Raw genomic sequence first — 16,319 nt, 5'->3', positions numbered from 1 at the left:
AATACCGTTGACATGGCGGCCCAGGCCGCCATTTTTCGTTCTTTGCGCAATAGATTAGGAGAGGCCGCGCCATGCGGGCAAGCAGTTGGATTCCGTGGGTTTTCGTCGCGTTATGGAGCACCGGCTTCACCGGCGCCAAGTTGGGTTTGCCGTATTGCGGCCCCTTCACCTTCCTCGCCATCCGCATGGCGCTGACGCTATTGTGCTTCGCCGGCCTGATCGCCGCGCTGCGGCCCGCCTGGCCGACCTTGGCGCAGATGCGCAGCCAGTGGGTCAGCGGCGGGATGCTGCACGGCGGTTATCTGGGCTGTCTGTTCGCCGCCATCAAGCTGGGCGTGCCGGCAGGCTTGGCCGCGCTGATCATGGGCCTGCAACCCTTGTTGACTGCCTTGCTGTCCATGGGGCTCGGCGGCCAGCGCTTCAGCGCCGGGCAGTGGCTGGGGATGGCGCTGGGGCTGGCCGGCACGGCGCTGGTGATTCTCGGCAGCAAGGGCGTGTCTTTCGGCGGCGGCGCCGGGGCGGCCTTCGCCGCGGGCGGGCTGTTGCTGATCACCGGCGGCACCCTGTACCAGAAACATCGCGGCGGCGGCGCGCACCCCATCGCCGGGGCCTTTCATCAATACCTGTCGGCTTTCGCCGTGACCGGCCTGCTGGCCTTGCTGTTCGAGCGCGGCCAGAGCGTCGCGTGGAGCGGCCAGTTCGTTTTCGCGCTGGCCTGGAGCGTGTTGATGCTGTCGGTGCTGGCCATCCTGCTGCTGATGCGCATGCTGCGCGATGGCGACGTCGGCAAGGTGGCGGCTTATCTCTACCTGGTGCCTGGCCTCACCGCCATCCAGGCCTGGCTGTTGTTCGACGAGCGCTTGAGCCCATTGGCGATGGGGGGTATCGTACTGGCAGCGGCGGGCGTGGCCCTGGTGTTGCGCGGCGGCCGCTTCCGTCCGGCGGCCCGGCCGGCAGGGCAAATGAAAGCAGACAAGGGTTGAAATCGTGTCCGAAGAGCAATTTACCAATATTTCGCTGGTGGTGTGCCTGACCGGCTTGATCATTTTCATGGGCTTCATCATCTGGGACCTGGGCAAGAAGTCCAAGGCGGGCAAAACCGGCATGTTTGTGTTGTTCCTGGTGCTGGGCTTCGGCGTGTCAGGCTTCGTGTTCAAAAATATCCTGGCTGAATTCCTCCTGCGCAAGTAGGCCTGAAGGCAGTCAAGACAAAGCCCCGGCGCTGGCGTCTGGGGCTTTTTGCCGTTTGCCGCGCTTATTCGGCGAGGCTGGCGGGCGCGCCGCCCAGATAGTCGGGCTTGCCCAGCTCCAGGCCGTTGTGCCGCAAGATGGCGTAGGCGGTGGTCAGGTGGAAATAGAAATTGGGCAGCGCGAAATTGCGCAGATAGCCCAGGCCGCTGAATGTTATCTCTTCTCCCCGCACTTTCAGCGTCACCGCGCGGTCTTCGCTGCCTTCCAGCTGCGCCGGCGTCACGCCGGCCACCAGCGCCAGCGTCTTGGCGATGCGCGCCTGCAAATCGTCGAAGCCGATTTCGTCGTCGGCGTAGCTGGGCACCTCCTGGCCGGCCAGGCGGGCGGCGCAGCCCTTGGCCAGGTCGCAGGCGATCTGCGCCTGGCGCAGCAACGGGAACATGTCCGGCGCCAGCCGGGCTTGCAAAAACACCTGGGGGTCGATATTCCTGGCTTCGGCGTGGGCGGCGGCCTTGGCCAGAATGGCCGACAGGCTGTTGAGGCCGCGCGTCAGCGCGGGAATGGCGGCTTGATGCATGGTGAGGGACATGGCTGATTCCTTGTGGTGGGGAGACGCTGAGTTCGGGCAATGCTGATGGGATGATGTTGCGGCGGCAAGCCGCCGTCAACTGCGCGCGGCGCCGTGAAACACGCCCAGATTGTCGGCAGGCATGCGCGGCTGCTCCGCCAGCCGCGGGCTGATCACGATGAAAGGCACTTGTTTGCGGTTGGCCGGCAGCCCGAGGCTGCAGTCCGCGGCGTGGTATTCGCGCTCGGGCCGGCACCAGCCCTCGGTGCGCAAAGGGTGGTCGGATGTCACGATGACGGAGAAGTCGTCGCCGAAACGGCCGCGCATCTTGTCCAGCAGTTGGCCCAGCACCTGGCTGGCATCGGCCAGATTGGCCAGGTAGTGGCTGCGCAGGTTCTCGCGGGTTTCCATGCTGGGATGGGGCAGGGGCAGGTGCAGGTAGAGCATGCCGCCCTCGCGCCAGAACGTGAAGCGCGGCGCGAAAACTGAGCGCCGTTTTGCGCGATAAATGGTGACCCAGTCATTTTCCAGTATCTGCAAAAGAATTTCACTTCCTGTACGAAGGGGCCAACTGGCCCCTTCGCTCTTTTCGTAGGCGATCACCAGTTGCGGATGATCAGCTCTCCTTTCTTGTCCTTGCTGCGGCCGGCGCCGCCCACGGTGTAGGCGATATCTACATGCCCCATATTCAGCCCGTCAAACGCCTGGCGCATTTCCGGGATATCGTTGACTGAGATGATCATGCGCCCCTTCATCGACTTGGCCAGCTCGGCCATGCGCTGGTACTGATGCAAGCCAAAGTCAACGCCGTAGCCCGCTGTGCCCCAGTATGGCGGGTCGCAGTAGACCAACGTGTGCTCCCGGTCGTATTTGTTGATGCAGTCAGCCCAGTCCAGGTTCTCGATATAGGTCCGGCTCAGGCGTAGGTGGGCGGCAGACAAATCTTCCTCAAGCCGCAGCAGGTTGGTCTGTCCCATTCCCCGTGGACACTAACTTAAGGTGGATAATCCCCACCAAGGAGCAGTGTTCATGATCAAGACCAGACGTACTTTCCCGGAGGCCCTCAAGCGCGAAGCGGTTGAGCAGGTACTTGCCGGCACCCCGTTACGGCATGTTGCCCAAGCCTTCGACATTACCGAGTCGCTGCTGGGCAAGTGGAAGCGTCAACTCCAAGACGCAGGACCCGATGCCTTCCCTGGCCGAGGCAAACAGACCGGTGAAGCCGCCGAGCTCAAGCGACTGCGGGATGAACTGGCCCGCGTTACCATGGAGCGCGATGTCCTAAAAAAGGCGCTCGCCATCTTCTCGCAACCCATGAAGTGAAATTCCGCGCGATTCAGGCGCTGTCGGACCGCTACCCGGCAGCCCCGATGTGCCAACTGTTTCGTGTGTCCCGCAGTGGCTACTATGCGTGGCTACACCGCCCACCTTCGGCGCGAGAGATGGCGAACCGACAACTACTACGTGAAATCCGGCTGGTGCATGCCGAGGTCAATGGTATTTATGGCCATCGGCGTATTCATGCCGAACTTCTTGCACAGGGCTTCGCCTGCGGGCGGCATCGCATCGCGGGCCTGATGCGGCGAAACGGTATCAGGGTTAGAACTCGTAAACATTGTCGACCCGTCAGTGGTGGTCAACACCTTCTACCCGTGGCGCCTAATCTGCTGCAGCGACAATTTGCTGCTGGTGGCGACATCAATCAGCGTTGGGTGTCGGATATGACCTATATCCGGACCGGTGAAGGGTGGCTGTACCTGGCGGTGGTGCTCGACTTGTACTCCCGGGCGATAGTGGGCTGGGCCATGCATCATCGAATGCAGCAAGAACTGGTGCATGCTGCCCTGACGATGGCAGTGGCGCGCCGCCAGCCTTCAGGAGAGGTGATTCTGCATTCGGACCGCGGGAGTCAGTACTGTGCCTTTGACTACCAGGCATTGCTGAAACGGCACGGAATGGTACCGAGCCACTCCCGCACCGGGAACTGCTGGGATAATGCAGCGATGGAGAGCTTCTTCCGTTCATTGAAGTCGGAACGTGTTTATCTGACCCACTACCGGAGCTACGAGGAGGCGCGTACGGATGTGTTTGATTACATCCGCTTTTACAATCACCAACGACGTCATTCAACCCTGGGGTATCTGACCCCGGTTGAATTCGAACGCCGCCGTTCAGAGCTTAGTGCTTAACCCTCTGTCCATGGGGAGTGGGACAGACCAGGTTGAGCTTGGGTGGGCTGGTGGTGGCCGTCCCAAAACTTTGGCCATCCACCTTCCCGCCGAAAGCCATCTTCTGGAGGTAAAAGAACCTGGCTGCCCGCTGGATGTCGGTCAGCGTCTCCTCGGGCGTGATCTGCAGCCACTTGAAGATTTGCCGCGAGGTCAGCGACCACTTGAATTGACGCACAAACTCTTCCATGTGGTGACGCACAACCCGATAGAGATTTACCAGCTCTCCATTGACGTCGTTGATCACCTCCACCTTCGCCGGCTCCTTCAAGAAGTACAGCGCGGCCGCGCCGCAGAAGGGTTCGACATAGCAGGTATGTTCGGGAAACAGAGGAAGGATGTGCTTGGCCAGACGGCGCTTGCCGCCAATCCAGGGAACGATGGGTGCTGCTGTGATTTGTAACATCTGCAAGACTCTTTCCTGATGCGAAATATCCCGATAGGCTTATTTCACCGTTGGCCAACGGCAATGACAGCCTTGGGATGACTTGCAGGTCTGCTCTGCGGGTCAGCTGGCCAGGTGCGTGTTTGCAGCACGCGCCTGGTCGCTGTTCTCAATTTATTGCGGCTTGGCTGGCCAAGTCGTTTTCACCGGAAAGTCCGGTTGCTGCGGCACGTCGCGCAATGCCTGGGCATATACCGCCCATTGCCGCGCCTGCTCCTCGATCAGGGTTGTGGGGATGCCATAGCTTTTCTGGCTGGCGTGTCGATCCAATACCGCCAGCGCATCTTTCAGCAGCTCGTCACGAAACAGGCGCGCCTGCGCCGCTTGCTCATCCAGGGTCGCCGGGGGTTTGGGCCGCGCTACCGGTTGTCCTTTGTCATCTACGCCAATCACTGCGCCTGCAGCTTGGGCATCCAACAAGGCGTGGTAGGCGTCGAGCGTCACCTCCACGGCGTCTTCAGGGCGAATGGAGCTGTCTTGGTCATAGAAACCACAGCGAGAGGGGGAAAAGTACACGATCATTCTGCGGCTCCTATAGCTTCCCAATCACACGGATAAAAATGGTGCCCTCATCCGGCGGGCCACCATAGATGCCTCGCGTGCGGATCGTGCCCCCGGTCGATGTCGGAACAGATGCCAGCAGCGCCGTCACTTCACCCTCGGCATCCAGTACCGACGGCCAAACGCCATAGACCTCAGCCATCGCTAACGGGAAGACAAACGGAATCAGTTGGTCGCGGCGGTTGAATGGAACCGAAAACCACTGCTCCACCAAGCCATCAGGGTATTTCCGGTGGCCACGCGGCGCGATCTGGCCGGGGAACAGCTCACCCACATGGGCAATCGCGGTGGCCAGATCGCTCTTGCTTGCGCCATCCACAATGCCATACCCAGCCAACGTGGTGGCCTGCGCGGCAAAGCACTCATGCAACCACCCGTACTTCGAAGACCGCAGCGCCCCGTCGCTGCCAATCGTCAGGCATTCGAGATTGTCGATCTTCAGCATCAACTTGGCCGAGCCTGAACCTGGCGAGGCGCTCTTGGCTGCGAAAAGTCCGGTGTCGCCATCGACATCAAAGCCGTATCCCACGGCGGCCGTGTCGGCCCCCGCATCCGCCGGATCGCCCTTGTTGGCGCGGAACGCCGCCCCCCAGACCCGCCGCTCGGCATCGCGCCAGGCGGCATCGGCAATGCCATAGCCCGCCAGCGTTGTGGGCGTGGATGTAAGCTTGCTCCAATCCAAAGCCGGGAAGTCGGCGGCGGACAGCTGGCGGCCGGCGGTCACTCGGCCTTTCACGTCGACCGTCACTACGGCATAGCTGCCTGGCTTCACGCCGCTGTTGGCCAGCGTCAGCGCCGCACTGGTGTCGCCACTTCCGTCAAACGCTACATTCCAGCTACCGTCGCCAGTCAGGGTGATCTGGCGTGCCGTCCTCAGCTGCGCGGCGTAAGCCGCCGTCGACGCGCCGTCCGCAAGCTCATCCAGCTGCTTCTTCAGGTAGGCGGTACGGTTGGCCAGCTGCTTGCCTTGCAGATTGTCGATGCCGTCCGGGCCGGCCAGCACCGGATCGGAGGTTTCCAGTTGATAGATGCCCGTCTCCCAGACAGGCTTCTCCTGCAGATTGGCCATCAGGCGCTCCCTCGGTTGAATTGCTTGTCACGGCGGATGGCGCCGTTGTGGCGGTTGGCCGCGGCCTGGTACTCCAGGCTGGCCAGGTGGCAGCGTGCCGGCGCGACAGCCAGCAATGCCCTGCGCAGGTTTGCCGCCTGATCATTGGTGATGGGCTGCGGCAACAGCACGCGGTATTTCGCCCATGTATCCGCCTCGCCATGCACATGCATGCCATCGCGCCGAATGACGCCATTGCGCCGCTGGCCGGCCAGCCCCTCGATCAACGTGGCCTCGCCCAGGCCCAGCCGGCGAATCACTTCCCGGATGGCCCACGGCGTGCCTTTATAGCGGTGCAGCTCGATGGCGCCCTTGATCATCCGCCGCCTGGCGTAGTCGGACTCGGCCAGTTCCCAGCCATCGCCCGGCAGGCTGAACTGCTCGGCCAGCAGCGGCAACGCCGAGCGGGCGACGTTGTCCACCAGGTAGACCAGCAGCCCGGACACATCTACTGCGCTGATCCTTGCTGCCAGCGCGGCGAGGATGCGGCTGCGGGCGTCGCCGGCCAAGGCCGGCGGCAATGGCAGATCAGCCATTCGTCGTCTCCGTCGGCGCCAGTTTGATCCCGATGCAGCGCGCCCATTCGTTCGCGGTCAGCACCAAGCGCGGCGGGCTGATCAGCGTGACCTCGTAGACCCCGGCCACCTGGAGCGCGGCGATGATCTGGCTGGGCACGATGTCCTGGCCCAGCGCCGCCGCTTGTTTGGCCGCATAGGCGGCCGCCTGCTGACTGGCGGCGGCGCGCACCTGCGCGGCGTCGGCCTGGTTAAACAGCTTCAGCTGCGCCTCGATCACATAGTCCACCGCAGTCGGCGCCAGCGCCTGCACCCGGTCGGTCAGCGGCCGGACCTTCTCGGCGCAGCACGTGGCCTGCACCAGGGCGAGCATATTGGCATCCGGCAGCCCGGCCCCAAGCAGCGGGTAGAGCTGCACCACCCCAGGCGTAGGCGACAGCACGGCGACGTCGACAATGCTTTGATGCGCGCGCAGCGCGTGGAAGCGGTAGGCGGCCACGCTGCCCGCATTGGAGAACGACTCCGGCGCCAACGTGATGCGTTCGCGCAAGCGCTCGTCGTCTTCCACGTCGACACCGCCGGCCGTGGCTGCGGTGTTGGTCACCACCACGTCCATGTCGCCCAGGTCGTCCATCAGGTTGACGATCTGTCCAGGTTGCCAGCCGTTGCCGGCGCTGCCGGCGTCCTGGCAGGTGGCGGCAATCTCCAGCGACATCATGCCGGCCTGCAACGTCGCCGCCTCATTGGTGGCGAAGGCCACCACGCCGTCGCCGCTCTCCGCGCGGGTGCCGGCCGGAATCAGCAGCGGGCTGGCCAGCGGCGCATCCAGGGTAAAGCGCAACGTGGCGCGGGCCGGCTGGGCCGGCAGGCGGGTAACGCCGACCAGCTGGCCCAGGTAGTCCAGCATCGGCGCGTGGGCGAACGCCACCAGGTTCTGTTTCGCCGCTTCCTGGATACCTATGCGGATCAGGGTTTCGCGGTAGGCAAGCAGGTCGATCAGCAGCCGCTCAACCTGGGCCGGATACAGGGTTTTGCCGCTCAGCTGCTCATATTGGGCGATGATTTCGGCCGTGATGGCTGCGGGATCACGTGCGATGAAGTCGGGTTCGGGCAGAGTCATAGCCGCACCTCCGTTTCCCGCACGCCAGCAGCAATACGCCAGGTCACGCGCAGGATGATGCGGGCGCCGTCGATCAGCGGCGCCACCTTCACCAGCTGGCAGCGCGGCTCCCATTGCCGGATCGCTTCCACGGCTTCGCGTACCACATGTGGCACGGCTTGAGTGACCGGGTGATCGATATACAGATGGATGTCAGAACCGAAGTCAGGGCGATGCGGATCGCTGCCCTTGGGCGTGGTCAGGATGATGCGAATGCACTGGTCGATGTCCGCCTCGGCCTCGACCAGGTCGGGACGGTTCAGTGCGGGTTGCCAGTGAAGGGAGTCAGATAGTAGCCGGTTCATGACGCCATGATGTAGTACCATCATAGCTGTCCAACATTAATGCGGGTTAAAGAAAGGTAGCAATAAAATATGGACTATGTGCCACCAAGCTTCCAAGCCGAAGGCTACAATTGCCCTTTTTGCAAGGCTTACTCCCATGTGGAGTGGACCTACCTAGGCCCTAGTCGAACTGGTTTCGTTAACGAAAGAATTCGGCAAGCTCAATGCGCCAAATGCTCCAACTCATCAATATGGCGTGAAACGACTGACACTGACGTGGCACATGCTCCTCGTAAAGGAGAAATGTTATTCCCTCGTATTAGCTCTGTTCCGATGCCATCAGAGGACTTGCCTGGTAACTGTAAAGCAGACTATATGGAGGCACGGGAGATTGCCCTTCAGTCTCCACGGGCTGCTGCAGCGCTCCTTCGGTTACTTGTCGAAAAGCTCGCTCAACAGTTTGGGGAGCCTGAAAATACTATCGATAAGAACATCGGCCTAATGGTTCAGAAGGGCTTGCCCGCAGCGCTCCAGAAAGCATTTGACTCTGTACGTGTGATTGGCAATGCTGCGGTACACCCTGGGATCATGGATATTGATGACAATCCTGACGTTGTTACTAGCCTGTTCAAATTGGTGAATATAATCGTTGAAAAAATGATCACCGAGCCGAAGGAGATCGATGCAGTTTTTGAACTGCTGCCGGACTCTCGGAAAGCTGGCATCGCCGCACGCGACAAGCCCAAAACCTAATGGCTATGATGGTTTGAGTTCCCGCCAGCGTCCATCACGGAGCCGCTGGCGTTCACATTTCCATCCACCTGCATATTCCCGCTGATCACCGCTGCCGAACCGGCCCCGCCAGACACCGCCATCCCGCCTTGCCCCACCAGTTTGCCCTTCACCAGGACGTTGCCGGAAAACTCGGAATCCGGCGCGTCCACCGTCACTTTGCCACCGGCCTGCAGTACGATGTCCGCGCCTGTCTGGACCACCACCTTCTGCACGCCGGACACGGTGAGCGTGTGGCTGGCGCGGTCGTACTCCAGCAGCGCGCCATCCTTGAACCGCACCATGAACTTGTTGCGGCTGGTGGTCGGCGGCGGGTCGGCTTCGGAGTAGATCGCGCCCAGGATCACGCCATCCTCGCCGTGGGCGTCCAGCAGCACCGCTACCTGCTCGCCTGTGTCGTAGGTCCAGCAGGCCTGGTCGTCCTGGGTTTTCGGGTAGGCGATGGGGAGCCACATGGTGCGCATATTGTCCATGTCCGGCAGGCGCACGCGGGCGAAGCCCGGCTTGCTGGCGCTGACGGTGCCGTACTTGATGGTGGCGCCGAACTCATCCAGGGTCTCGTTCACTTCTTCTTGCCTTTCTGCGGCGTGGTGCCGACCACATCCACCTTGCCGTCTTCCATGCCGTAGACCTTCAGCCCTTTGCCGGCGGCTTTCTTGCCGCTGCGGCCGGCGCCTTTCTGCACCGGCAGGCTGGCGCGCTTCACTTCCAGCTCGGTGGTATAGCCGTTGCTGCGGTCGATGCGGTGGCGGGCGGACTCCACCAGGTAGCGGCCGTCCAGCTTGCCCAGGCCCGCCAGGTTGAACGTTGTGCCCGCCACCAGGCGCGGCTGGCCTGGCAGCGCCAGGTTGCCGGAGGTCTGCTCCAGATTGCTCTTGTCCATCGCCGCCTTCACCTTGGCATGGGCTGTCGCCCTGGAGGTGGCGCGGCCGGCCATTTTCAGGGTGTCGCCACTGGTGCCAGGCGTGTGGCTGCTTTTCTTGCCGGGCTGAGTGGTATGGCCCACCTCGGCCACCTGGCCAGCCTTCATCCCGTACACCACCAGCTTCTTGGTCTTGGGGTTATGACGCTTGAGCTTGGCCTCCTGGTAAATCTCCTTGATCTTGTCGCGCAGGTGAACCGAGGTCAGGTCGGTTCTCTGCAGCGTCAGCGCCGCCGCGCCGTCGCGCAGGTCGGCCAGCTCGCTGAACACCATCTTGCTGCCGGTGATCTTGAACACGTAGCCGAACTCGCGCGCCAGGCGCACCAGGAACGCGACGTCGCGCTCCTGGTACTGCGTCACCCGGTCGATGCGGATGTCGCGGATTTTGCCGACCAGCACCAGGTGATTGCGCTTGGCGATGCGCTGGGCGATGGCCGCCAGCGTGGTGTTCTCGTAGGCCCGGCCGACGCGCGTGCGCACCGACTTCTTCACGCCGGCCGCCAGCGCCTTGATCGACACCGTGGACGGCGGGAAAGCAAACTCCACCTCGTCGATCTCAAACTCGCCGCAAGGCAGCGGCCGCTCGCCGGCATAGCCGATCTTCAGCGTCAGCTTGTCTCCCTGGCGCGGATACCAGGCGTTGATCCAGCGGCCGTCGCTGTCCTCCAGCGTCACCTCCAACTCGTCGGACTGGCCGGACAGATAGTCGGTATACGTCACCGACAGCACGTAAGGCGCGATATCGCTGGTGATGTTGCGCTGGCCATAGGACAGCTGAAACACCGGGTGCGGCACTGTGTTCAGCGCATCCATAGCGGCAGTTCCTCGGCCAGGTCGGCTTGTTCAATCACGGGTATCGACAGCACCAGACCCGCCGGCAGCGCCACGCCCAGCGGCGCGTGCGGATTGGCGGCGATGATCTGCTCGTAGGCCAGCGCGTCGCCGTAGTAGCGGTAGGCCAACTGATCCCAGCGCTCGCCCTCGAGGGTAATGTGGTTCAAGAACATCAGACAGCCCTCGTGATGACCTTGGCGGCCAGTTTGCTGATGGCGGGCGAAGCCGCATCCAGCGCGCTGCCGGCGGCGCCCAGATAGCCAGCGCAGACGTCGAGCTGGCCGCCCAGATTGCCTGCGCTGACCGAGCCCAGCGTGGTCTGCGCGTTGCGCACTGCGGCCAGGGCATGGCTGCCGGCCCGAGCGATCTCGGCAGCGTCAGGCAGCTTGCTGCTCAGCTCGGCCAGTTGCTCCAGCGGCTTCGCGGCGTCCTGGGCATCGGCCAGCAGGCCCGGCACCCGGCCAAGCGCCGCTTGCGGATTGCCGCTCATCTGCCTGGCCAACTGTGTGGCGTCGCGCGCCACCCGGATCGCCGCTTGCCCCTGGTTGGCATAGGCCACCGCCTGGCGGACATTGTCCTGCACCGAATCGGTGGCCGCCTTCAGCTGGCTCGCGGCCTGGCTGGCCGGGGCGGCGACGGCTGCGGCCGGAGGCTGGGCCGGCTGCACGGCGGGCGGCCGCGGCTTTTTCTTGTCGCCCACGTACTCGCGCAGCGTGATGTTGGCTTCCAGCGCGATCAGGGTGCCGGCCGCATCGGTCTGCTTGCTGGTGGCCTGCAGATCAGTCAGGACAAACCAGCCCTTGTAATCGCCGTTGCCCAGCACCAGCGCCATCGCTTGGTGGTCCGCCAGCGCCTGGCGCAGCTTCAGCAGCTCGCGCTCCGGGTCGCAGAACTGGCTGTGGAACGACAGCTGGATGCGGATTTCATCCAGCTTGTCCGCCACCCACTGCAGCCGCGGCTTGCCTTCGATCAGCGCATGCTCGGCATAGTCGGCGCCGAACTGCGACTCGAAGCCGTCGAAATAGGTAATGAGGTCGAACTGGACCTCGCCCAGGAGCGCAAACATTAGTTGAAGGCCCTCCGTTGCTGCTGTTGCAGAAGCCGCCGCATCATTTGCTCCAGCTCATGCATCGACATCTGCAATCCGGACTGGACGGCGCTTTTGACCGCTTCCCCAGAGCCCGCCGGCACATTGATGACCGGGCTGAAATGGATCACCATTCCGCCGCCTGCAGGCGCGCCTTTGCCGACCGCTTGCAGGCGCTGCAGCCCATCCGCCGCAACCTGCGCGCGCAGCTTTGGTTTGCCCCATGCGTTGGTGGCGGCGCGGGCCATGGCGCCGGTCGCGCGCGTGGCATGCACGGCGCTGCGGTCTATGCCGATAGCCGCGCCCTGGGCGATGTTGTCGCCGAAGCCCATGAACACCCGTGACGGCGATTTGATGCCGAGAGTGTTGGCGAACCAGCCTTTGATATTCGATCCCAGTCCGACGATGGCATCCTTGGCCGCGCCGAGCCTGGACTTGATGCCATTGACCAATCCCATCACCAGGTCTTTGCCCGCCTGCAGGAACTTGCCAGGCAGCTCGCCGGCAAAGCGGATGACCGGCAGCCAGTACACGATCCAGCCGGCCACCTTGGCCTTCATCCAGCTCCAGGCGCTGGCCATGCCTTGCTTGACGCCTTGCCACAGCCCGCTGAAGAAGGTCTTGATGCGGCCCCAGTTGGCGATGATCAACCGCGGGATGCCGATGATGGGGAAGATGTAGTTCAGGATGGGGTAGCGCTTGAATACGCTGTCTACCGCCGTCCACACCTTGCCGAAGAAAGCCTTGATCGGCTCCCAGTAGCGATAGATCAGGTAGGCGGCGCCGGCAATGGCCATCACCGCCAGGCCTATCGGGTTCATCATCGCAGCCCGGCCCAGCCACATCACGGCCTGAATGGCCAGGCGGATGCCGCCCAGCAGGCCGCCCCCCAGTGCGCGGCCCAGCGCCAGCACGCCTCGCGCGGCCAGCATCAATGGCGAGCCAAAAGCCATTGCGAATCCACGGCCAAACGGAAGCAGGATGCGCCCAATCGCGACGACGCTGCCGCCAATGCGTCGGATTCCCGACACCATCGACGCAAAGCGTCCCGCTTGCCATAACGCCCGCAGCAGCGTCCACTTGCCGGATACTGCCGTGATGGCCGTTGTCAGTGCGCTGAACGGCGACAACACCAGGTTGAGGCCGTACTTGATGCCGATGAAAGCCATCTTGCCGGCGAGGAGGCCGCCTACCAGACCGATCACGCCCTTAATGATCCCAGGATGGGCTTTCGCCCATTCCCCAAATGCCTTCACCGCCGGCATGATTTCGACAATCGTTTCAGAAATGGGAGGCAACAGGGTGTTGCCTATCGTCAGCCCCAGCTCGGTTATGCCAATCTTGAACTTGTCGATCTGGGACTTGGCGGTATCCATCCGCTTCTTCCAGTCCTTGTCCAGCAAGCCCTTGTCAGCGGCGCCCATGCTGCCTTGCTGGATGTCCTTCATTTCCTCCTGGTTGGCGATAGCAGGCCGAATAAACGACATCGCCTGCATATCCTGAAACAACTCGCCGAGCTTGTAAGCTTCAGAAAGGCGTTGCAGCGCCGTCGCACGCTCTTTGTCATCCTTGATGGCCATCGCCTGTTTAAACTGGCCAGCAGCAGCCGGCCCCTTGGATTGCATGTATTGAGTAATGATGGCCAACATGGACTGCACAGGCGACAACCCTTGCGCGCGCAAATTCATCATGCTGGCTTTCAGATCGATGCCCGCATTGGCAAAGTCTTTTAGCGTGTCCGGGGCTGTGATCTTCTGCAGGAAATTCTTGAAGTTGTTGGCGGCTTCATCGTTTGAGCCGGCGCCTTTTCGGGCGATCTGCAACGCGGCGCCGATCTCGGCCACGGCCTCCTTGCCAGTGACGCCGAGCGCTTGGAACGACGGCGACAGCGCCGGCAACCACTTGGCCATGTCGCGGATTTCAAACTGGCCCCGCTTGCCCGCATAGGCGAGCATATTGAGCGCGCCTTCGAAGCCGTCTTCGCCCACCTTGAGGTTGTCCTTCAGCGCGATGGCCACGCTGCCCAAGTCGTCCATGCTGGCGCGGGTCGCAGTGGCCGCCTTGGCCATTACCGGAGCGTACTTCTCCAGTGCCTTTGCATCTTGAATACCGCCGGCTACCAATACCGAGGTGCCGCGCGCAATTTCATCCTGGAATTGGTTCCATTTGAGTGCCGCATCACGGATGGTCGAGCCAAGTTTGGCCTCCTCGGCTTTTGAGAATTCGCCGGTGATGGCAACGTCTCGCAGTTGGTCCTGAAAATCAATCGCCACATTGCCCGACTTCACCACTGGCGCCATCAAGGCCACCGCCGTTCCTACGGTCTCCATCGCCTGGCCACGCAATTCAGAACGGTTTGCTTTGAGTGTTTCGCCACGAGCTAGGCTGGCTGTCAGGCGCTCCTGCTTGCTGCGTAGCTGATCCAGCGTCTGGCCCAGACGGTCGTATTGCCGCTTCAGCTCCGCGACATTACGCGTGGGGTGGGACATCGCCTGCGCCATCGCATCGCCGAGCCGGTTGTGTTTGAGCCGCAACTCGTCTGCGACCTGGCCCAGGCGCGCAGCAGTGTTGCGTGCAGAGGCAAACGCAGACTGGAAAGAGCCAGACAGCGCCGCGCCGATTTTTACCCCGATCAGCAGTTCGTTGGCCATGCCATGCGACCTTTTGCTATGCTGTGAACATGTTTGAAAAAACCGCCCTCACTACCGCCAAGGCCATTTACTGGCTGGCCATCTGCAGCGGAGCCATCTGGCTGGCTTGGGTCTGCTTTGCGAACCTGCCGCTGTGGGCCGCGGCCATCCTGTTCGCCATCGCATTGCCGCTTGCGGCGGCGGCTGGCGCGCCCTTGGCGGCCGCCGCATCCTTCGTGGCCGGCGTGTTGGTGGCGGCCGTGCTGGCCGTGTATCGCGGCCTTACGCACTCCGGCGCTTGAGTTCCCGCTCGGCCGCCTCCACCCACCACCAGTAATCCACCATCTCCAGCCCGTCGATTTCAGAGGGCGGCATCCGTAACGCAATCAACAGCACTTCATCCAGCGGCTGCAGGCTGCTCTCCGATGCCCACCATTTGGCGAAAACAATCCGACAGCGCCTTGCTGTCTGCGATGTCCAGCTGGTCGATGTCTTCCAGCGTCAGGCCGGTCATGCGTGCGAACAGGAAGTCTTCCTGGTCGGCGTCGTCCTGGCTGTGACGGCTGGCGGCTTTCAGGTCCGCGCGCTTTAGGCGCTTGATCTCCAGCGCTTCGATACGCTGGCCTGCGGCGTTGGTGAACGGGTACTGCAAAGTGACCTTGTCCATGGAGCATCCTTCCGGTTGATTGATTGGGAACCACGAAAGGATTGTCGCCGGCGGTGGCCAGGAACGCCGTTAAAGGGCTTTAAAGAAGGGTTTGCACGTTTGGTCAGTCGAAAAGGTCAAGGTATCGTGGTACTTTCCGCCCTTTGCCAAACGCTGAAGTAATGAAACGAGTTATCCGAATCGGCGACCCCACAAGCCATGGCGGCAAAGTTGTAAGCGCCTCAGCTACAACCTCCATGTTTGGCAAGCAGGTCGCCTTGGTCGGCGACTCAGTCAGCTGTCCACAAAATGGCCACGTCAATTGCGTGATCGTCGAGGGCGACCCGTCTTGGACAGTCGGCGGCAAAGGCGTGGCGCTGGAGGGCCACAAAGTCAGCTGTGGCGCGACCTTGATTTCCACCATGGGAGAGGTGGGCCGCAGCTACGAGTCCAGCGCGGGAGCCAGCGCAGGCACTAACTCAACGGTTGCCGCAGGCGTTGCTGCAGCAACAGCCGCCGCCGCTGCAGTTGCTGCCATGTTCGATATGCACTTCCTGATCCAGGGAGACCAGACCGGGAAACCGCTCGCCAATATCCCCTATAAGCTATCCCTGGAGGATGGCACCGAGATCATCGGCCGAACTGACGAAAACGGTTTCACTCAGAAGATTTCTGCCGCACACCCTGCAATTGCCACTATTACTGCCCCATATCATGAGCACGAACACCACACAGAAGACTCTGACGCCGACGACGGATGCTGCGCCTGCGGTCTTGAAGATTGCTGAGCCGGAGCTGTCCGGGGCGCAATGGGTATCCCGTTACCCAGGCAGCGCGAAACTCAGCGATCTCGAACCCGATTTCGGTGCCAACGTCACCGCGTTCATTGCCGCATTAAAAGCCGCGGGTGCGCGGGTATCGATTGCCGCAACGTTCCGTCCGATTGAACGCGCGTTCTTGATTCGCACCAGCTGGGAGATCAAGAACAAGAAGGTCAAACCGGACAAGGCCGCAACCTTCCCTGGCGTGAACATCAACTGGGATCATGGCGACGATGAAAAGTCCATCGCGGCGGCACGTGCCATGTGCGCCGGCTACTCGACGTCGACACTGGGGACACGACCCGCGCTGAAGAGCCGCCACACTGAACGCAAGGCCATCGACATGACCATCACCTGGTCGGGAAACTTGACGATTGACGATGCCGACGGCAACAGTGTGGTGATCAAAACCGAACCCCGCACCGGGATGAATACCGAGCTGAAGACCGTCGGTGAGTCCTACGGGGTGATCAAATTCTGGAAAGGGGCGAAGGACAAGCCCCATTGGTCAACAGACGGAAGATAAGA

22 protein-coding genes and 1 pseudogene are annotated in these 16,319 nt (G+C 62.2%); 8 read left to right on the top strand and 15 right to left on the bottom strand.

What is annotated here, in order from left to right; translation table 11 throughout:
• Positions 1-71: 71 nt before the first annotated feature.
• Together U6115_RS15025 and U6115_RS15020 are read left to right on the top strand one after the other, a co-directional pair.
• Positions 72-983, top strand: a complete 912-nt coding sequence (locus U6115_RS15025; protein WP_043573171.1) for a DMT family transporter — start codon at positions 72-74, stop codon at positions 981-983.
• Between the two features lie 4 nt (positions 984-987).
• Positions 988-1,191 (top strand): DUF2788 domain-containing protein, encoded by a 204-nt coding sequence (locus U6115_RS15020; protein WP_043573169.1) that lies wholly within the window; start codon positions 988-990, stop codon positions 1,189-1,191.
• Positions 1,192-1,255: 64 nt separating this feature from the next.
• Here the strand turns inward: U6115_RS15020 and U6115_RS15015 are convergent, their stop codons facing one another.
• The 3 genes from U6115_RS15015 to U6115_RS15005 form a co-directional block, all read right to left on the bottom strand.
• A complete protein-coding gene (locus tag U6115_RS15015; protein WP_043573165.1) occupies positions 1,256-1,780 on the bottom strand; it encodes a DUF1993 domain-containing protein in 525 nt (174 codons plus the stop codon).
• Between the two features lie 75 nt (positions 1,781-1,855).
• Positions 1,856-2,206 (bottom strand): sulfatase-like hydrolase/transferase, encoded by a 351-nt coding sequence (locus U6115_RS15010; RefSeq protein WP_146008474.1) that lies wholly within the window; start codon positions 2,204-2,206, stop codon positions 1,856-1,858.
• Between the two features lie 152 nt (positions 2,207-2,358).
• Positions 2,359-2,736 (bottom strand): DNA adenine methylase, encoded by a 378-nt coding sequence (locus U6115_RS15005; RefSeq protein ID WP_231882445.1) that lies wholly within the window; start codon positions 2,734-2,736, stop codon positions 2,359-2,361.
• A 52-nt stretch (positions 2,737-2,788) separates the two neighbouring features.
• Here U6115_RS15005 and U6115_RS15000 point away from each other — a divergent pair, with 52 nt between their 5' ends.
• Both U6115_RS15000 and U6115_RS14995 read left to right on the top strand, forming a co-directional pair.
• Positions 2,789-3,082, top strand: a complete 294-nt coding sequence (locus tag U6115_RS15000; protein ID WP_043580908.1) for a transposase — start codon at positions 2,789-2,791, stop codon at positions 3,080-3,082.
• Positions 3,079-3,948: an IS3 family transposase gene (locus U6115_RS14995; protein WP_101527501.1), complete on the top strand. Its 870-nt coding sequence runs from the start codon at positions 3,079-3,081 to the stop codon at positions 3,946-3,948. Before U6115_RS15000 ends, U6115_RS14995 begins: the two co-directional genes overlap by 4 nt.
• Before the next feature lie 46 nt (positions 3,949-3,994).
• Here U6115_RS14995 and U6115_RS14990 read toward each other — a convergent pair.
• The 6 genes and pseudogenes from U6115_RS14990 to U6115_RS14965 form a co-directional block, all read right to left on the bottom strand.
• Positions 3,995-4,393: pseudogene (locus U6115_RS14990) on the bottom strand (DNA adenine methylase); the annotation flags it as partial.
• Positions 4,394-4,546: 153 nt separating this feature from the next.
• Positions 4,547-4,954, bottom strand: coding sequence for a phage tail assembly chaperone (locus U6115_RS14985; protein WP_052258353.1), 408 nt, complete (start codon positions 4,952-4,954; stop codon positions 4,547-4,549).
• A 10-nt stretch (positions 4,955-4,964) separates the two neighbouring features.
• Positions 4,965-6,062 (bottom strand): phage tail protein, encoded by a 1,098-nt coding sequence (locus U6115_RS14980; protein ID WP_052258355.1) that lies wholly within the window; start codon positions 6,060-6,062, stop codon positions 4,965-4,967.
• A complete protein-coding gene (locus tag U6115_RS14975; protein ID WP_043579925.1) occupies positions 6,062-6,637 on the bottom strand; it encodes a phage tail protein I in 576 nt (191 codons plus the stop codon). Before U6115_RS14975 ends, U6115_RS14980 begins: the two co-directional genes overlap by 1 nt.
• A complete protein-coding gene (locus U6115_RS14970; protein ID WP_043579928.1) occupies positions 6,630-7,736 on the bottom strand; it encodes a baseplate assembly protein in 1,107 nt (368 codons plus the stop codon). Before U6115_RS14970 ends, U6115_RS14975 begins: the two co-directional genes overlap by 8 nt.
• Positions 7,733-8,104, bottom strand: coding sequence for a GPW/gp25 family protein (locus U6115_RS14965; RefSeq protein ID WP_230623438.1), 372 nt, complete (start codon positions 8,102-8,104; stop codon positions 7,733-7,735). Before U6115_RS14965 ends, U6115_RS14970 begins: the two co-directional genes overlap by 4 nt.
• Positions 8,105-8,434: 330 nt before the next feature.
• On the opposite strand from U6115_RS14965, the gene U6115_RS14960 reads away from it, so the two are divergent.
• Positions 8,435-8,812 (top strand): DUF4145 domain-containing protein, encoded by a 378-nt coding sequence (locus tag U6115_RS14960; protein WP_181243208.1) that lies wholly within the window; start codon positions 8,435-8,437, stop codon positions 8,810-8,812.
• Here the strand turns inward: U6115_RS14960 and U6115_RS14955 are convergent.
• Genes U6115_RS14955 through U6115_RS14935 form a run of 5 tightly spaced genes read right to left on the bottom strand, consistent with a single transcriptional unit; the run spans position 8,809 to position 14,345 of the window.
• Positions 8,809-9,417 carry a phage baseplate assembly protein V gene (locus tag U6115_RS14955; RefSeq protein WP_043579932.1) on the bottom strand — a complete coding sequence of 203 codons (609 nt, stop codon included), beginning with the start codon at positions 9,415-9,417 and terminating at the stop codon, positions 8,809-8,811. The two genes, U6115_RS14960 and U6115_RS14955, sit on opposite strands and share 4 nt — an antisense overlap.
• Complete coding sequence (locus U6115_RS14950) at positions 9,414-10,586, bottom strand: phage late control D family protein (RefSeq protein ID WP_043579934.1); 1,173 nt, start codon at positions 10,584-10,586, stop codon at positions 9,414-9,416. Before U6115_RS14950 ends, U6115_RS14955 begins: the two co-directional genes overlap by 4 nt.
• A complete protein-coding gene (locus U6115_RS14945) occupies positions 10,574-10,780 on the bottom strand; it encodes a tail protein X (protein ID WP_043579936.1) in 207 nt (68 codons plus the stop codon). Before U6115_RS14945 ends, U6115_RS14950 begins: the two co-directional genes overlap by 13 nt.
• Positions 10,780-11,673 carry a phage tail protein gene (locus tag U6115_RS14940; RefSeq protein ID WP_043579938.1) on the bottom strand — a complete coding sequence of 298 codons (894 nt, stop codon included), beginning with the start codon at positions 11,671-11,673 and terminating at the stop codon, positions 10,780-10,782. Before U6115_RS14940 ends, U6115_RS14945 begins: the two co-directional genes overlap by 1 nt.
• The gene (locus U6115_RS14935; RefSeq protein ID WP_043579940.1) at positions 11,673-14,345 is read right to left on the bottom strand and encodes a phage tail tape measure protein; all 2,673 of its coding nucleotides are present in this window, start codon (positions 14,343-14,345) and stop codon (positions 11,673-11,675) included. The genes U6115_RS14940 and U6115_RS14935 overlap by 1 nt, the downstream gene beginning before the upstream one ends.
• Positions 14,346-14,374: 29 nt before the next feature.
• On the opposite strand from U6115_RS14935, the gene U6115_RS14930 reads away from it, so the two are divergent.
• A complete protein-coding gene (locus tag U6115_RS14930) occupies positions 14,375-14,626 on the top strand; it encodes a hypothetical protein (RefSeq protein ID WP_043579942.1) in 252 nt (83 codons plus the stop codon).
• Between the two features lie 95 nt (positions 14,627-14,721).
• Here U6115_RS14930 and U6115_RS14925 read toward each other — a convergent pair whose 3' ends face one another.
• A complete protein-coding gene (locus U6115_RS14925) occupies positions 14,722-14,991 on the bottom strand; it encodes a phage tail assembly protein (RefSeq protein WP_043580187.1) in 270 nt (89 codons plus the stop codon).
• Between the two features lie 161 nt (positions 14,992-15,152).
• Between U6115_RS14925 and U6115_RS14920 the strand changes: the two genes are divergently transcribed.
• Together U6115_RS14920 and U6115_RS14915 are read left to right on the top strand one after the other, a co-directional pair.
• Positions 15,153-15,758: a PAAR domain-containing protein gene (locus tag U6115_RS14920; RefSeq protein ID WP_080770327.1), complete on the top strand. Its 606-nt coding sequence runs from the start codon at positions 15,153-15,155 to the stop codon at positions 15,756-15,758.
• A complete protein-coding gene (locus tag U6115_RS14915; RefSeq protein WP_197465941.1) occupies positions 15,685-16,317 on the top strand; it encodes a hypothetical protein in 633 nt (210 codons plus the stop codon). Before U6115_RS14920 ends, U6115_RS14915 begins: the two co-directional genes overlap by 74 nt.
• Positions 16,318-16,319 lie beyond the last annotated feature (2 nt).

This window comes from Chromobacterium subtsugae, from assembly GCF_035919665.1.
Lineage (GTDB): Bacteria > Pseudomonadota > Gammaproteobacteria > Burkholderiales > Chromobacteriaceae > Chromobacterium > Chromobacterium subtsugae.
The sequence above is the reverse complement of the archived record's forward strand: the minus strand, read 5'-3'. Positions and strand labels throughout refer to the sequence as shown.

Coding starts and splice junctions, on each gene's coding strand:
- U6115_RS15010 (WP_146008474.1), bottom strand. CDS start 2,206: ATGCTCTACCTGCACCTGCCCCTGCCCCATCCCAGCATGGAAACCCGC.
- U6115_RS14970 (WP_043579928.1), bottom strand. CDS start 7,736: ATGACTCTGCCCGAACCCGACTTCATCGCACGTGATCCCGCAGCCATC.
- U6115_RS14940 (WP_043579938.1), bottom strand. CDS start 11,673: ATGTTTGCGCTCCTGGGCGAGGTCCAGTTCGACCTCATTACCTATTTC.
- U6115_RS14935 (WP_043579940.1), bottom strand. CDS start 14,345: ATGGCCAACGAACTGCTGATCGGGGTAAAAATCGGCGCGGCGCTGTCT.
- U6115_RS14915 (WP_197465941.1), top strand. CDS start 15,685: ATGAGCACGAACACCACACAGAAGACTCTGACGCCGACGACGGATGCT.
- U6115_RS14945 (WP_043579936.1), bottom strand. CDS start 10,780: ATGTTCTTGAACCACATTACCCTCGAGGGCGAGCGCTGGGATCAGTTG.
- U6115_RS14980 (WP_052258355.1), bottom strand. CDS start 6,062: ATGGCCAATCTGCAGGAGAAGCCTGTCTGGGAGACGGGCATCTATCAA.
- U6115_RS14985 (WP_052258353.1), bottom strand. CDS start 4,954: ATGATCGTGTACTTTTCCCCCTCTCGCTGTGGTTTCTATGACCAAGAC.
- U6115_RS15015 (WP_043573165.1), bottom strand. CDS start 1,780: ATGTCCCTCACCATGCATCAAGCCGCCATTCCCGCGCTGACGCGCGGC.
- U6115_RS15000 (WP_043580908.1), top strand. CDS start 2,789: ATGATCAAGACCAGACGTACTTTCCCGGAGGCCCTCAAGCGCGAAGCG.
- U6115_RS15005 (WP_231882445.1), bottom strand. CDS start 2,736: ATGGGACAGACCAACCTGCTGCGGCTTGAGGAAGATTTGTCTGCCGCC.
- U6115_RS14920 (WP_080770327.1), top strand. CDS start 15,153: ATGAAACGAGTTATCCGAATCGGCGACCCCACAAGCCATGGCGGCAAA.
- U6115_RS14925 (WP_043580187.1), bottom strand. CDS start 14,991: ATGGACAAGGTCACTTTGCAGTACCCGTTCACCAACGCCGCAGGCCAG.
- U6115_RS15025 (WP_043573171.1), top strand. CDS start 72: ATGCGGGCAAGCAGTTGGATTCCGTGGGTTTTCGTCGCGTTATGGAGC.
- U6115_RS14930 (WP_043579942.1), top strand. CDS start 14,375: ATGTTTGAAAAAACCGCCCTCACTACCGCCAAGGCCATTTACTGGCTG.
- U6115_RS14950 (WP_043579934.1), bottom strand. CDS start 10,586: ATGGATGCGCTGAACACAGTGCCGCACCCGGTGTTTCAGCTGTCCTAT.
- U6115_RS14960 (WP_181243208.1), top strand. CDS start 8,435: ATGGAGGCACGGGAGATTGCCCTTCAGTCTCCACGGGCTGCTGCAGCG.
- U6115_RS14965 (WP_230623438.1), bottom strand. CDS start 8,104: ATGATGGTACTACATCATGGCGTCATGAACCGGCTACTATCTGACTCC.
- U6115_RS14975 (WP_043579925.1), bottom strand. CDS start 6,637: ATGGCTGATCTGCCATTGCCGCCGGCCTTGGCCGGCGACGCCCGCAGC.